Source organism: Rugamonas apoptosis (genome assembly GCF_014042355.1).
GTDB classification, from domain to species: domain Bacteria; phylum Pseudomonadota; class Gammaproteobacteria; order Burkholderiales; family Burkholderiaceae_D; genus Rugamonas; species Rugamonas apoptosis.
Genome location: NZ_JACEZU010000009.1, coordinates 148986 through 163571, shown reverse-complemented (window position 1 = coordinate 163571; position 14586 = coordinate 148986). Strand labels below are relative to the sequence as shown.

The following is a 14586-nucleotide window of genomic DNA, read 5'->3' as shown; positions in this document are numbered from 1 at the left end:
TCCAGCCATCAATAGGTTGTTTAAACAAGAAATGTCGAAATGACATTGCTGCCCGTCAGTGTTCATCACGTTGATCCCGGTCGCGCCGTCCTTCGTTCTGTTTGGCCGGCGGGCCCTTGCGCTCCTCGCCACGCTCGGGACGTCCCGCCCCCTCGTGCGGTGGCGCCGCATGGCCTTGCGGCATCGCCTGTTGGCGTGGAGCGGGTGCAGGCTCGCGCTCCGGTGGCGGGCGGTTGGTTTCCATGCGGCCCGGTGGCGGCGAAGGCATCGGTTGTGGCGCATGGGACTGCGCGCCATAGTGCGGCGCGGGCTGCTGGCGCTGCTGCGCTGGGTGCTCCTGCTGATGTCGCTCCTGTTGTCGCTGCTGCTCTTGTTGCCGCTCCTGTTGGCGCTGCTGTTGCTCCTGTTGCCGCTCTTGCTGCCGCTGCTGTTGCCACGGCTGCTGCTCCTGCCGGCCCGACGCAGCATGCTGGCGTTCCGGCACCGGCTGGCTGAGCTGGGCCGGCCGTGTATCCCGCGCTTCCTGTGTGGTCAGCGGCGCCTGGAAGTGCTGTTGCGCCACCGCGTCGTGAGGGCGATAGCGGTAGTGCTGACCTTGCAGGCTTTGCTGCTGGGCCGGCTGTGGATAGCGGTTGCCCGTGTACTGGCGCTGGTAAGTGGGCAGCGGCGCCGGGCGCGGCGCGGCATGGCGGTCCCAGTGTTCCCACCCTTCGTGGCGGCGTTCCCAGTCCGGCCCCCAGTGGCGATCCCACCTCGGCGGCCCATCGCGGCGCCAGTCCACGAAATAGGCGGGCGGTGCCAGGTAGTAGCGTACCGGCACGCGCAGCACGAACAACGGCACGGCGTCTGGCCCCACGTAGGACCAGGGGCCGTTATACCAGGAGCTGACGTACCAGTTGTCGCCGCTCAGCAGCCAGTACAGGCCATCGTAAAAGAAGAAATTGGCCCGCAGGCGGGGCGCGTAATACACCGGGTAGCCCGGCACCGGCACCAGGTCGGGATAGGTGGACAGGTTGAGGTTCACGCTGACATAGGTGGCCGCGCCACCCAGCAGGGGCGTGCCGGCCAGCAGCCAGCACAAAAGTAGTCGGTTTTTCATGATCATTCCTTTGGGCAGCTTTTCTGCGTCTCTACAGTATTTTCAGGCTAGCAGAATCCGCCGCGCCCTGTATTGAACGTGCCAACCGTGCGCGGGCATGGGTTCGGGTCGCCCACTTTGACGCGCCGCTGTCGTATCATGGACAGCAACGGCCCGTAGTTCAGCCCCAGCCAAGGATAAGCATGATCAGTATCGTCGCGGCGCACCGCGCCGGATTGTTTGCGCGCAGCCAGTTGCTGCGCAATGTGGTGGCCGGCGTGATCGTCGGCGTGGTGGCGCTGCCGCTGGCTATGGCCTTCGCCATCGCTTCCGGGGCGCGGCCCGAGCAGGGCTTGTACACGGCCATCGTGGCTGGCGCGCTGGTATCGGCCTGCGGCGGCACCCGGGCCCAGATCGCCGGCCCCACGGGCGCCTTCATCGCCATCCTGGCCGGCGTGACGGCCCGCTACGGCATCGACGGCTTGCAGGTGGCCACCCTGATGGCGGGCCTGATGCTGGTCGCCATGGGTTTCGCCGGCATGGGCGCCGTGATCCGTTTCATTCCCGCGCCGGTGATCGTCGGTTTCACGGCCGGCATCGGCGTCATCATCTGGGTGGGGCAGTGGAAGTATTTCTTTGGCCTGCATCCGGTCGAGGCCAGCCACTTCCACGAAAAACTGTGGAATCTGATCCAGATCCTGCCGCAGTTGCATCTGGCCACCACGGCGCTGGCCGTACTGAGCCTGCTGCTGGTGTTGCTGTCGCCCCGCGTCCCGGGCCTGCGCCACGTGCCGGGGCCGCTGGTGGCGATGGTGGTGACCACCTTGGTCTACGTGATCTTCCGCTTCGATGGCGTGGCCACCATCGGCAGCGCGTTCGGCGGCATTCCTCAGCAGCTGCCCGGCTTCAAGCTGCCGTCGGTGACGCTGGCCCGCTTCTTCGAACTGATCAGCCCCGCCTTCACCATCGCCATGCTGGGCGCTATCGAATCGCTGCTGTCGGCCGTGGTGGCCGACGGCATGGCCGGCACCCGGCACGACTCCAACCAGGAGCTGATCGGGCAGGGGCTGGCCAACATCGCCGCGCCCCTGTTCGGCGGTTTCGCCGCCACGGGCGCCATCGCCCGCACCGCCACCAGCATCCGCAACGGCGGCTCCAGTCCGCTGGCCGGCATCGTCCATGCGGCCACGCTGGTGCTGATCATCCTGGCGCTGGCGCCGTTGGCGGCCAGTGTGCCGCTGGCCGCGCTGGCCGCCATCCTGTTCGTGGTGGCCTATAACATGAGCGAGATCAAGCACTTCGCCCGCATGGTGCGGCGCGCGCCGCGGGCCGACGTGGTGATCCTGATCATCACCTTCCTGCTGACCGTGTTCGCCGACCTGGTGGTGGCCGTCAACATCGGCGTGATCATGGCCACCATGCACTTCCTGCGCCGCATGTCGACGTCCGTGGAAGTGCAGTCGCAGACGGACAAGCAACTGGCCCAGGAACTGGCCGAGCAGGGCTTGCCGGCGCTGCCGCCGGGGGTGCTGGTGTACGGCATCGAAGGGCCGGTGTTCTTCGGCGCGGTGGAGAATTTCGAGCGGGCCCTGATCCAGACCCATACCGAGCCGCACATCCTCATCATCCGCCTGCGTCATGTGCCGTTCATGGACATCACGGGCATCCAGACGCTGGAGGAAGTGGTGCGCAAGATGCAGACGCGCGGCGTGCGCGTGCTGCTGTGCGAGGCCAACGAGCGCGTCAAGGCCAAGCTGGACAAGGCCGACCTGTTCTCCGTGCTGGGGCCATCGGACTACCAGCAGGAATTCGGCGCGGCGCTGGAGCGCTGCAAGGCTGAAATCGGCGAGGGCGGGCGCAAGCGCTCGGCCGTGACCTTGCAGGCGGAAAAGCTGGTCAACGTCAGCAAGCACTTCTTCGCCGACAAGCATGATTCGTAGTCGCTGAGACGCCGAAGCGTGGCGGGGCGTTTATGTAAAAAATGCATAACGATGGCCGAAACGATTCGTTCAGTTCGCATCACCGGCGCGCTACTCTGCCGGCATGACAAAGAGCATGGAGTCACTGATGCGTTTTCCGATACTGGATCAATATCTGGCCCGCCTGCCCGAACGCGGCGGCGCGTCGACCAGCATCTGGCTCGATGAGCAGGGCCGCGCGCTGGGCCGTTTTTTCAATTGCACCATGACCAGCGCCTTCCAGCCGGTGCGCGCGCTCGATGGCGGCGCGGTGCGTGCGCATGAGGGGTTGGCGCGTAGTGTGGCGGCCGCCGACGAGGGCTTGTCGCTGTGGAAATTGCTGGACCATGCCGCCAGCGATGATGAATCCGTGGAGCTGGACCGGCTGTGCCGCATGCTGCATGCGATCAATTTTTTCCGCCAGGGCGGTGACGGCGACGCCGACCTGTATCTGAACGTGCACGACCGGCTACTGAGCGCGGTCAGCAGCAATCACGGCCATGCATTTCAGCGCATTGTCGAGGCGCTGGGGTTGCCGATGGCGCGCATTGTGCTGCTGTTGCCACTGGCGACTGAACGGCAAGGCTGGTTATTGAATTATGTGGCCGACAATTATCGGCGCAACGGCTTCCGCATCGCCGTGCAGGCGGCCAGCGCGGCCGACGGCCTGCACTTGCTGGAACGGGTGCGGCCCGATGTGATCCGGCTCGATGTGCGCACGCTGGGTGGCGATGCGGCCGCCGAGGCGGCGGCCGTCGCGCTGCTGCAGCATGGCCGGCAGGCCGGGACGGCGGTCGTATTCAAGCGGCTCGATACGGCGCAGGCGTTGCGCGCGTTGCGGCGCGTCGGCGACGCGGCGGGCATGGCGCCGCTGGCGCAAGGCTTGCTGTTCGATGCGCCGCGCGCCCGCTTGCACGCCGGCGAAGCCGCGCCGCGTGCCGCCGCCGGGGGCGCGCTGCCCGATACGCCATGCGCCGCTTAAGCCGGCGCTGGACAGTCATTTGGAAAAGACGCTATTCGGCAATAAGCGTGCAGCCAGGGGGCGGTCTTACCTGGAAACCTTTTTCAAGCACTTGGCGTAGCCTTCGCACCGCATCCCTCAGCTGCTCATTCGTGAAGCCACCGAAGCCAAGCATCAATCCGGATAGCGGTAGATTGTCGGAGCACATCGGCGACAAGGCGCGTAGCGCAACTCCAGCCTTGTTGGCTGCCTTCGCAACGGCTACATCATTTAGTTCATCGGGAAGCCAGACAATGATATGCATGCCCTGGTCGGCCGGCTGGATGCGCAACTCGGGCAGTTCAACTTGCAGCGCATCCATCAGCGCCTGGCGTCGCTCGCCGTAGATAGCGCGAATCCGCCGGATATGGGTCTCGAAGTAGCCCTCTTTCATGTAGGCCGCGATGACATGCTGTTCAGTCAGTGGCGAACCTCGGCCCATCAGCGCACGCGCCCCGGCAAAGGCTGGCGCCAGGCAATCGGGCGCCACGACGTAACCCAGCCGGAGTGAAGGCGCCAGGACCTTGCTGAACGTCCCGAGGTAGACGACCCGGCGACTATCCAAGCCTTGTAGGGCAGGAAACGGTTGTCCGGCATAGCGCAACTCACTGTCGTAGTCGTCTTCAACAATCCATCCGCCAGACTGTTTGGCCCATTCCATGAGCGCCAGGCGTCTGGGCATGCTCAGTGGCATCCCCATCGGATATTGGTGCGAAGGGGTCACAAAGGCAGCCTTGGCCGCTGGGCACATCTCCAGGGCTCTGGCAACATCGAAACCTTGGCTATCCACCGCGATACGCTGCATGGCGATGCCGCGCTCTTCGAGCACCGAAGTCAGGCCCGGGTAGGCAGGGTCCTCAGCCCAGGCAGCGTCGCCTGGGGACATCAATACCCTGGCCGCCAGATAGAGTCCCTGCTGGGTACCTTCGGTGATGATGATGTTCTCTGGGCCACAACGGACAGCGCGAGCCTTGCGGAGATATGCCGCAATAGCTTCCCGCAAGGTCAGCAGGCCTCTGGGGTCGCTGTAACCAGATGGCGCCGCCACTTGCGATGCCCGGACGCGGTTGCTGAGCCTGCGCCAGTGGTCATCCATCGCTACGGCCCCCTCTGGCACAGCGACAGAGAACGGTACCGAGGGTAGCGGCGCCATGCGCTCAGCAATGGCTGCATAGCGTGCGGCGGACTTCGGGGGAGATGGCGCGCAGTCCGCATCAATCACTGCACTGCGTTGATCGGCCGAATTCGGCGCATGCAGCGTAGCGGCTACCCGCGTGCTGGCGCCAGGCTGCGCATCCAGGCAGCCCTCGGCCATCAACTGCTCGTAGGCTTCCGTCACGGTCCCCCGCGACACGCCCAAGGACTCGGCTAGTGCCCTGGTGGATGGCAGCTGCTCGCCGGCGGCCAACTCCCCTCTGGAAATAGCGCTGCGCAGCGCTTCGGCCAGTTGCCGGCCAATTCTGCCTCGGGCGCGGTCTATCGCTCCCAGGGCGGGAATCTCTATCAACAGCTGGCGACGCGGCATGGGCATGCTCCCTTACGTGAAATACTGGACCATTAAATTTATCGATATCTGGCTCTTCATGATAATCCGGTTTGGCGAAAAAATGCACACACGAATTAACCCCTGAAAGGACCTGATATGCACTGCCGATCCGCGTTTCGCGAAGAACGCCTCGATGTTCTCCATGGCCTGATGACCGCACACCCTTTAGCTACGCTGATCACTGCAGGGAGCAATGGCCTGGAGGCCAACCTGATGCCATTCACGCTGCACGCCGGCGGGGAACACGGGATACTGCGTGCTCATCTGGCACGGGGACACAGCCAACTGGATGCGCTCCAGGGAGGCGCTGAAGCGCTGATCGTCTTCCAGGGGCCCGAATGTTATGTGACGCCGGCGTGGTATCCGTCCAAGGCTGAGCACGGCAAGGTTGTGCCCACCTGGAATTTCGCGATGGTCCAGGCACGCGGCAAGCCGGTAATCCTTGATGACGCGACTTGGGTGCGAGCCCAAATCGAGGAGTTGACTAACAACCATGAGGGGCAACGTGCATCGCCATGGAAAGTCGCTGATGCCCCAGATGACTTTATCGCGGCGCAACTCAAGGCCCTGGTCGGCATTGAGATTCCCATACGCTCCATCGAAGGGAAATGGAAAGTAAGCCAGAACAGGCTGCCAGCCGACCGTCAGGGCGTTATTGACGGATTACGGAGCGAGCAGGTTTGTCCGTCGATGTTGGCCACGATGGAGGCACGGTAGGAAACCGGGGGAGCCGGTACCGCAAGTGGCAGCCGCCAGACGGACGGCGGGCCTCCCGCCTTCCCGAACGCTACTGACAGAAAATGACAGCGCTTGCCATTAACATCATGTTTCGCGATATCACAAGCGCGCAACAATTTGAACTTAAGCGGAGAGCGTCATGATCGACCCCAATTTCATCCTGCTGTATGTGGACAACCCGCAAACCAGCGCCACCTTCTACACTGAGCTGCTGGGCGTGGCGCCGGTGGAAGCATCGCCCACCTTCGCCCTGTTCGCGCTCAAGTCGGGCCTGAAGCTGGGCCTGTGGGCGCGCCACACGGTGCAGCCGGTGGCCCTGGCCTCCGGCGGCGGCGCGGAAATTGCATTCGCCCAGGCCGACCGCAGCGCCGTCAACGACATCTATGCGGACTGGGTGGAGCGGGGCGTGACCATCGCCCAGCGTCCGGTGCAGATGGATTTCGGCTACACCTTCGTGGCGCTGGACCGCGATGGCCACCGCCTGCGCGTGTTCGCGCCGGAGTAAAGGTAGCGTTCACGCATGGCGCTGCAGCGTTAACATCGACAGCCCCAGCCCGATCAGCAGCAGGCCCGTGGCGCCGTTGAACAGGCGCGCGCGGCGCGGGCTGTCCATGAAGCGCAGCACAGGACGGGCCAGCGCGATGTAGGTCAGGTGCGACAGCATGGCGCACGTGGCGAAGGTGGCGGTGAGCAGCATGAAACGCGCGCCGCCGCCGTTCTCGTCGCCCATGAAGCGCGGGAACAGCGCGATGAAGAACATCAGGCTTTTCGGATTGGTGAGCGCCACCAGCAGCCCTTGCCCCACCGATTGCCAGCCGCCCTGGTCGGGCGGCACGGCGGCATGCGCCTGCTGGTGTGCGTCCGTACCCGCGCCCGCACCCGCACCCGCGAACGACGGCTTGCGGCACTGGCGCCAGCCAAGCAGGATCAAATAGCCGCCGCCCGCCAGCCGCAGCGCCAGGAAGGCCGTGGCCGATGTCTTGAACAATACTCCCACCACTGTCACGGACAGCATGGCGACCATCAGGATACCCAGCGCGTTACCCAATGAACTGCACAGCGCCTTGCGCGGCCCCAGCGTCGCGCAGTTGGCGATCGCCAGCAGCACGCCGGGGCCGGGCGAAAAGGTGGTGAGCAGGGAGATGGTGAGGAACAGCAGCCAGGTCGATATGGTCATGATGTATGCGCGGTCGTCAAGTTAGGTGCGAGGGCGTCAAGGCAAGCCATTGGCGCCATGGGTGATAAAGCCAGGCCGTTGCAGCAGCCGTTGGTAGTAGGCCGCGACGGCGGGCAATTCCGGGCGCACGATGGGCGACAGCAGCCAGCGGTTCACGGACAGGCCGATCACCACGTCGGCCAGCGAGAAGTCCGATCCCGCCACATAGGCGCCCGTGTGCGCCAACTGCGTGTCGAGGATGGCCATGCGGCGATTCCAGTCCTGTACGCTGGCTTCGGCCGCCGCCGCGTCACCGAACCCCGGGTGACGTCGCACCAGATGCATGAAGGCGTAGCGCCATGCGCTGTTGAGGTCCGTGGCTTGCCAGTCCATCCACTGTTCCACTTGCGCACGCGGCGCGGCGGCGGCCGGCAGCAGCGCGCCATCGCCGTAGCGCGCGGCCAGGTAGCGGCAGATCGTGTTCGATTCCCACAGCACCAGATCGCCGTCCACCAGCACCGGCACGGTGGCGTTCGGATTGAGTGCCAGGAACGCTGGCGCAGCGGTGGACTGGCCGGCGCCACCCCATGCTTCGAGCGTGTACGGCAAATCCAGTTCGGCACAGGTCCACAGCACTTTGCGCACATTGATCGACACGGCATGGCCCAGGATGGTCAGCATGTTCAGATACTCCTCGGTTTCGAATAGTGGACAGTATGGCAGCGAATGGCCGGCAGATAAATAATCTATAATTTTCAATACTATTAACCATCGATTCGTAATCCGCATGGACAAATTGCGCAGCATGGAGGTATTCGCGGGCGTGGTAGGGGCGGGCAGTTTCACGGCGGCCGCGCGCCAGTTCGAGATGTCCACCGTCATGGTGGGCAAGCACATCGCCAGCCTGGAGCAGCAGCTGGGCGCGTGCCTGCTCACGCGCACCACGCGCCGCCAGGCGCTGACCGAGATCGGCGCCCGCTACCACCAGCAATGCCTGCAGATCCTGGCCCTGGTGCGGCAGGCCGATACGGGCGCCGAAGCCATGCGCAGCGGGGCGCGCGGCACGCTCAAGGTGAGCGCGCCGGTGGCCTTTGGCAGCGAATGCCTGGCGCCGGCGCTGGCCGACTACCTGGCGCAGCACCCCGAAGTGTCGGTTGATCTGGACTTGGGACCGCGCGTGGTGAACATCGTCGACGAGGGCTTCGACGCGGCCATTCGTATCGGCGCGCTCGACGATTCGGCGTTGGTGGCGCGGCCGCTGCGGGCCTACGGGATGGTGATCTGCGCCGCGCCATCGTATCTGGAACGGCATGGCTGGCCGCGCACGGCGGCTGATCTGGCGCAGCATCAGTGCCTCGATTTCCTGCACTGGAAGCGGCTGCTGCGTTGGCGTCTGGACGGGGACGATCAGCAATGCACGCCGCCGCCAAGCCGCTTCCGCTCCAACAACGGGCAAGCGCTGAAGCGCGCCGCGCTGGCCGGGCTGGGCATCGTAATGCAGGCCGAGATCGTGCTGCAGGAGGAGTTACGCAGCGGCCAGCTGGTGCGGCTGCTGCAAGAACACGTGCCGCCCGCGCGCCCCATGCACCTGGTCTACCCGCGCGACCGCCAGGCTACGCCCAAGCGGACCAGCTTCATCGAATTTGTGATGGAGCGCTTTGGCAAGTAGCTGGCGATGGCGTGGCGCTTACAGGAAGCGGTCCAGGATCTTCTTGCTGTGCTTGTCGAGCTCGTGCGCGTCGCGGATCAGGAAGTGGATGCCGTGGATGTCTGATACCAAAAGGGTATCAGGACCGATGCGGCGTATGTCTTCCTCGCCGCGCAGCACGAATTCCGTGTCGCCGCGATCCGTGTGGACTTTCCACGTGCACGGCGTGGCATAGCTGGTCACGCTGAGGATGCGCGAAATCTCGGGCATGAACTCGCGTCCTCCCAGTTCCTCGCGCACCAGCGCGGCGATGGCCGGCGGCAGGTCGTCGAGCTTGTCGATCCAGCCCACCTCCTTGCCATCGGTGCACACCAGGGCGATGCCCTCCTGCGGCGCCTGCACGGGGAAGGCGCGCGCCGGCGCCACGTTTTCGAACACCTGGCCATCCTCGGTGGTGAGCACCAAACGGCCAAAGGTATTGCGGACTAATTCAAAGCGGGTAGTGGTCATGATCTGTTCTTAATCGGAGCTGCTGTCGTCGGGATCGACGTCCACGTTGCGGGCCTGGGCCGTGTACAGGCGGTGATAAGCGCCTTCGCGCGCCATCAGGTCGTCGTGCGCGCCTTCCTCCACCACCACGCCGCGGTCCAGCACCACCAGCCGGTCGGCCTTCTGCAGCGTGGACAGACGGTGGGCGATGGCGATCGTGGTGCGGCCGTGCACCAGGTTGTCGAGCGCCTTCTGGATTTCCTTTTCCGTTTCCGAGTCGACCGAGGAAGTGGCTTCGTCCAGGATCAGGATCTTCGGATCGATCAGCAGCGCGCGCGCGATGGAGATGCGCTGGCGCTCGCCGCCCGACAGGCCCTGGCCCCGTTCGCCCACCATCGAGTCGTAGCCTTGCGGCAGGCGCAGGATGAATTCGTGCGCGTGCGCGGCGCGGGCGGCGGCGATGATCTGCTCGCGCGTCGCTTCCGGCTTGCCGTAGGCGATGTTCTCGGCGATGGTGCCGAAGAACAGGAATGGCTCCTGCAGCACCAGGCCGATGTTGCGGCGGTAGTCGGACACGGGGAAGGCGCGGATATCCACGCCATCGAGCATGATGGCGCCTTCGGACACGTCGTAGAAGCGGCAGATCAGGTTGACCAGCGTGCTCTTGCCGGAACCGGAATGGCCCACCAGGCCGATCATCTCGCCGGCCTTGATATCGAGGCTGATGCCGCGGTTGACGGCGCGGTTACCGTAGCGGAAGCCCACTTCGCGCAGCGTGATATTGCCTTCCACCTTGGCCAGCTTGACCGGGTTGGTGGGTTCTGGGACGGACGATACGTGGTCCAGGATGTCGAAGATGCGCTTGGCGGCCGAGGCGGATTTCTGGGTCACGGACACGATCCGGCTCATGGAATCGAGCCGGCCGTAGAAGCGGCTGCTGTAGGCGATGAAGGCCGACAGCACGCCGACCGTGATGTGGCCATGGGCCACCTGCCAGATGCCGAACACCCAGATCACCAGCAAGCCCAGCTCCGTCAGGAACGACACGGTGGGCGAGAACAGCGACCAGATCTTGTTCAGTTTATCGTTGACGGCCAGGTTATGCTTGTTGGCGGTGCGGAAGCGGGACGCTTCGCGCGCTTCCTGGGCGAACGCTTTCACCACGCGGATGCCGGGGATGGTGTCGGCCAGCACGTTGGTCACTTCGCCCCATACGCGGTCGATTTTCTCGAAGCCGGTGCGCAGTTTGTCGCGCACCACGTGGATCAACCAGGCGATGAAGGGCAGCGGCAGCAGCGTGACGGCGGCCAGCCAGGGGTCGATCGAGCACAGGATCACGCCCGTCATGATGATCATCAGCACGTCGGAAGCGAAGTCCAGCAGGTGCAGCGACAGGAACACGCAAATGCGGTCGCTCTCGCTGCCGATGCGCGACATCAGGTCGCCGGTGCGCTTGCCGCCGAAGTATTCCAGCGACAGCTTGAGCAAGTGTTCATACGTGGCCGTGCGCAGGTCGGCGCCGATGCGCTCGGACACCAGGGCCAGCACATAAGTCTTGCCCCAGCCCAGCGCCCATGCCAGCACGGCCGCGCCTACCAGCCCGCTCATATACATGGCCACCAGCATGGGGTCGACCGGCTTGCCGTTCTGATAAGGAATCAGCACGTTATCCATCAGCGGCATGGTCAAGTAGGGCGGGATCATGTGCGCGCTGGTGCTCAGCAGCATGAGCAAAAAGCCCAGGCCCAGCTGGCCCTGGTAAGGCTTGGTGAAGCGCCACAGGCGGAACAGGGTCCAGGTCGAGGGTGGCGTGTATACCACCTTGGTGCAGATCGGGCATTCCTCCTGGTCCGGCTCCAGCGGCGCCTTGCAGCTGGGGCAGACGTGCTGCTCGTCGCGCACCACGGGCTGGCCCGTGATTTTACTTTGCAGCAATACTTCGAATTGTTCCACCAGCCGGATCGCGTGCAGGTTCTGGCCCAGCGTGAAGCGCCAGGCGCCCAGCCGGCCCGTTTCGTCCACCAGTTCCAAATGGCCCACGCCCGCGTGGTCGTGGTGGCGCAGGGTCATGCCGGGGCGGTAGGGCCATTGTTGCCAGTCTTTGGCGCCCGGCGCGCGGCTCAAAATACGTTGCGGTGTGACCAGCACCAATCCCTTGGAGAAATGTAGTTGATGATCCAAGTCAACCTCCAGGGCACTTGCAACGTTCTCTCCTGAAGATAGTTGCGCCTGTACCTCGGAGCGCCACGCTTCTGGCACGTCGGGCTGGCTGGTCGGCGAGGAAAGTTGTGTGCTTGTCATTATGTGACGTACTCCGGGTCGGTCATTGCCAAATGGCAAAACTGTGAACTAAAGGGAAAATGGCGGACCGCGCGGCCTGCCCGGAAATAAACGCGCTCGGCGGGCCTGGATGCGGCTGTTGGAAGCAGTTATTTACGGTATTCTGTCAGTGGGTGACCATTTGACGGAAATCAAGGCGAATGGGCGGCATGCGTGAGCGGCGAGTATACCGCAAGAGCGCAGGCAGCAGACGAGCGAAAGTGCCCCCAAGAAAATTCGATGCCTGGCCGGCACAGATTTTTCTGGCAGCAAGCTTGACCCGGCGGTGGCAGTCCAGGACTGGAATTTGCAGTGCGTAACGGCGTAGGGATTACAATACGGCGCGGGCTGGCCACGGCTGATAACAAAGATACAAGAATTGAAACATGACCAAGAAGAAAGACATTGAAGTTCTCCGTGTAACGCATTTGCGCGGACCAAATATCTGGACCTACCGCCCAGTGATCGAGGCGTGGCTGGATATCGGCGCGCTGGAAGATTCTCCCTCGAATGCACTTCCTGGTTTGTATGAACGCCTGACGGCCTTGCTGCCCAACCTGCTCGAACACCGCTGCGGCGTGGGCGAGCGGGGCGGCTTCCTGGAGCGCCTGCGCGAAGGCACGTATGCCGGCCACATCCTCGAACACGTGGTGCTGGAGCTGCAAAACCTGGCTGGCATGAAAACCGGTTTCGGCAAGACCCGGCAAGTGGCCGAAGGCAGCGGCATCTACAAGATGGCTTTCCGCACCCGCCAGGAGCAGGTGGGCCGCGCCGCGCTGGCCGCCGGCCGCGATCTGCTGATGGCCTGCATCGAAGACCGTCCCTACGACCTGGCCGCCACCGTGGCCACGCTGACTGACATGGTCGATTCGCTGTGCCTGGGCCCCAGCACGGGCAACATCGTCGACGCGGCCACCGAACGCAAGATCCCGTTTATCCGCCTGACCGACGGCAACCTGGTGCAACTGGGCCATGGCGCCCGCCAGCGCCGCATCTGGACCGCCGAGACGGAACAGACCAGCGCCATCGCCGAAGGCATCGCCAGCGACAAGGATTTGACCAAGACCCTGCTGGCCTCGTGCGGCGTGCCCGTGCCCGAAGGTGAGCTGGTCACCAGCGCCGAAGCGGCGTGGGAAGCGGCCAAGGATATCGGCCTGCCCGTGGTCGTCAAGCCGTATGACGGCAACCATGGCCGCGGCGTGTCGCTCAACCTGATGACCCAGCCCGACGTGGAGAAAGCCTACCACCTGGCCGCGCGCAAGGGCGGCAGCAAGAGCGTGATCGTGGAGCGCTTCATCGCCGGTAACGAACACCGCCTGCTGGTGGTGGGCAAGCGCCTGATCGCGGCCGCCGCCGGCGAAGCGCTGTGGGTGACCGGTGACGGCACCTCCAACATCAACGCGCTGGTGGACAGCCAGATCAACACCGACCCGCGCCGCGGCACGACGGAGGAATCGCCGCTCAACGTGATCTGCGCCGACGTCGGCGCCGAAGTGATCCTGGAACTGGAACGCCAGGGCATGACGGCCCTGTCGGTGCCGGCCGCCGGCCAGCAGGTGCTGATCCAGACCAATGGCAACGTCGCCTTCGATGTGACCGACCAGGTGCATCCATCCGTCGCGGCCATGGCCACCCTGGCCGCCCGCGTGGTGGGCCTGGACATCGCCGGCATCGACCTGGTGGCGGCCGACATCGGCCGTCCGCTGGAAGAGCAGGGCGGCGCCGTGATCGAAGTGAACGCCAGCCCCGGCCTGCTGGCCCATTTGAAGCCGGCCAGCGGCAAGCCGCGCAATGTGGGCGCGGCCATCGTCGACCACCTGTTCAGCGTCACCGAAACGGGCCGCATGCCCATCGTTGGCATCGCTGGTGGCCACGGCAGCACCATGGCCGCGCGCCTGATCGCGTGGCTGCTGCAGATCGGCGGCCAGAAAGTGGGCCTGACCTGCCAGGACGGCTTGTTCGTCAACGGCCGTTTGCTGCCCAAGGATGGCTTCAGCGACTGGGAAACGGGCGAACGCCTGCTGCTCAACAAGAATGTGGACGCGGCCGTGTTTGAAAGCAGCGCGCGCATGATCCTGACGGAAGGCCTGGCCTACGACAAGTGCGCCGTGGGCGTGGTGATGAGCGCGACCAGCGAGGAACAACTGGGCGAGTTCTACATCGACAGCCCGGAGCGCCTGTTCGGCGTGCTGCGCACCCAGGTCGACGTGATCCTGCCCGATGGCGCGGCCGTGCTGAACGCGGCCGACGCGCAAGTGGTGGAGATGGCCGACCTGTGCGACGGCGAAGTGATTTTCTACGGCGTGGACGAACAACTGGCGGCACTGGCCGCGCACCGGGCCCAGGGCAAGCGCGCCGTGTTCCAGCGCGCCGACCGCATCGTGCTGGCCACCGGCATGGACGAAACGGCGACCTTGCCGCTGTCGCCGCTGGTGCCGCCCGAAGCCGTGCTGGCCGCCATCGCCGCCGCCTGGGCGCTGGACCTGACGCCGGACCTGATCGGCGCCGGCCTGCGCACCTACGACGCCCACGCGCAGAAGCAGCAGCACTGACAGGCACGCGACAGGAACAAGAACACTATGCAAGCGGCAAGCGGCGCCCAGGCGCCACCTGCCGGCACCAGCGATGGCGTCAACCGATAGCCGCCACGACGT

General features: G+C 64.8%; 12 protein-coding genes. 6 read left to right on the top strand and 6 right to left on the bottom strand.

Going from position 1 to position 14586, the window contains the following annotated elements:
- Window positions 1-55: 55 nt before the first annotated feature.
- The gene (locus H3H39_RS18680) at window positions 56-1099 is read right to left on the bottom strand and encodes a hypothetical protein (RefSeq protein ID WP_182155299.1); all 1044 of its coding nucleotides are present in this window, start codon (window positions 1097-1099) and stop codon (window positions 56-58) included.
- Between the two features lie 182 nt (window positions 1100-1281).
- Between H3H39_RS18680 and H3H39_RS18675 the strand changes: the two genes are divergently transcribed.
- Window positions 1282-3018: a SulP family inorganic anion transporter gene (locus H3H39_RS18675; RefSeq protein ID WP_182155297.1), complete on the top strand. Its 1737-nt coding sequence runs from the start codon at window positions 1282-1284 to the stop codon at window positions 3016-3018.
- Between the two features lie 127 nt (window positions 3019-3145).
- Window positions 3146-4018 (top strand): EAL domain-containing protein, encoded by an 873-nt coding sequence (locus H3H39_RS18670; RefSeq protein ID WP_182155295.1) that lies wholly within the window; start codon window positions 3146-3148, stop codon window positions 4016-4018.
- 31 nt (window positions 4019-4049) lie between these two features.
- Here the strand turns inward: H3H39_RS18670 and pdxR are convergent, their stop codons facing one another.
- Complete coding sequence (pdxR, locus tag H3H39_RS18665) at window positions 4050-5561, bottom strand: MocR-like pyridoxine biosynthesis transcription factor PdxR (protein ID WP_182155293.1); 1512 nt, start codon at window positions 5559-5561, stop codon at window positions 4050-4052.
- A 117-nt stretch (window positions 5562-5678) separates the two neighbouring features.
- Between pdxR and H3H39_RS18660 the strand changes: the two genes are divergently transcribed.
- Window positions 5679-6299 carry an FMN-binding negative transcriptional regulator gene (locus tag H3H39_RS18660; RefSeq protein ID WP_182155291.1) on the top strand — a complete coding sequence of 207 codons (621 nt, stop codon included), beginning with the start codon at window positions 5679-5681 and terminating at the stop codon, window positions 6297-6299.
- A gap of 160 nt (window positions 6300-6459) precedes the next feature.
- Window positions 6460-6825 (top strand): VOC family protein, encoded by a 366-nt coding sequence (locus H3H39_RS18655; RefSeq protein ID WP_182155289.1) that lies wholly within the window; start codon window positions 6460-6462, stop codon window positions 6823-6825.
- A 9-nt stretch (window positions 6826-6834) separates the two neighbouring features.
- Here the strand turns inward: H3H39_RS18655 and H3H39_RS18650 are convergent, their stop codons facing one another.
- The gene (locus H3H39_RS18650) at window positions 6835-7497 is read right to left on the bottom strand and encodes a LysE family translocator (RefSeq protein ID WP_182155287.1); all 663 of its coding nucleotides are present in this window, start codon (window positions 7495-7497) and stop codon (window positions 6835-6837) included.
- Window positions 7498-7533: 36 nt separating this feature from the next.
- Window positions 7534-8157, bottom strand: a complete 624-nt coding sequence (locus tag H3H39_RS18645) for a glutathione S-transferase family protein (protein WP_182155285.1) — start codon at window positions 8155-8157, stop codon at window positions 7534-7536.
- A 106-nt stretch (window positions 8158-8263) separates the two neighbouring features.
- Between H3H39_RS18645 and H3H39_RS18640 the strand changes: the two genes are divergently transcribed.
- The gene (locus tag H3H39_RS18640) at window positions 8264-9145 is read left to right on the top strand and encodes a LysR family transcriptional regulator (RefSeq protein ID WP_182155283.1); all 882 of its coding nucleotides are present in this window, start codon (window positions 8264-8266) and stop codon (window positions 9143-9145) included.
- A gap of 18 nt (window positions 9146-9163) precedes the next feature.
- Here H3H39_RS18640 and H3H39_RS18635 read toward each other — a convergent pair whose 3' ends face one another.
- Together H3H39_RS18635 and H3H39_RS18630 are read right to left on the bottom strand one after the other, a co-directional pair.
- Entirely contained in the window at window positions 9164-9634 is a 471-nt protein-coding gene (locus tag H3H39_RS18635; RefSeq protein ID WP_182155281.1) for a cyanophycin metabolism-associated DUF1854 family protein, read from the bottom strand.
- A 9-nt stretch (window positions 9635-9643) separates the two neighbouring features.
- Window positions 9644-11914, bottom strand: a complete 2271-nt coding sequence (locus tag H3H39_RS18630) for a cyanophycin metabolism-associated ABC transporter (RefSeq protein ID WP_182155279.1) — start codon at window positions 11912-11914, stop codon at window positions 9644-9646.
- A 404-nt stretch (window positions 11915-12318) separates the two neighbouring features.
- On the opposite strand from H3H39_RS18630, the gene H3H39_RS18625 reads away from it, so the two are divergent.
- On the top strand, window positions 12319-14484 hold the full coding sequence (locus H3H39_RS18625) for a cyanophycin synthetase (protein ID WP_182155277.1): 2166 nt from the start codon (window positions 12319-12321) through the stop codon (window positions 14482-14484).
- Window positions 14485-14586 lie beyond the last annotated feature (102 nt).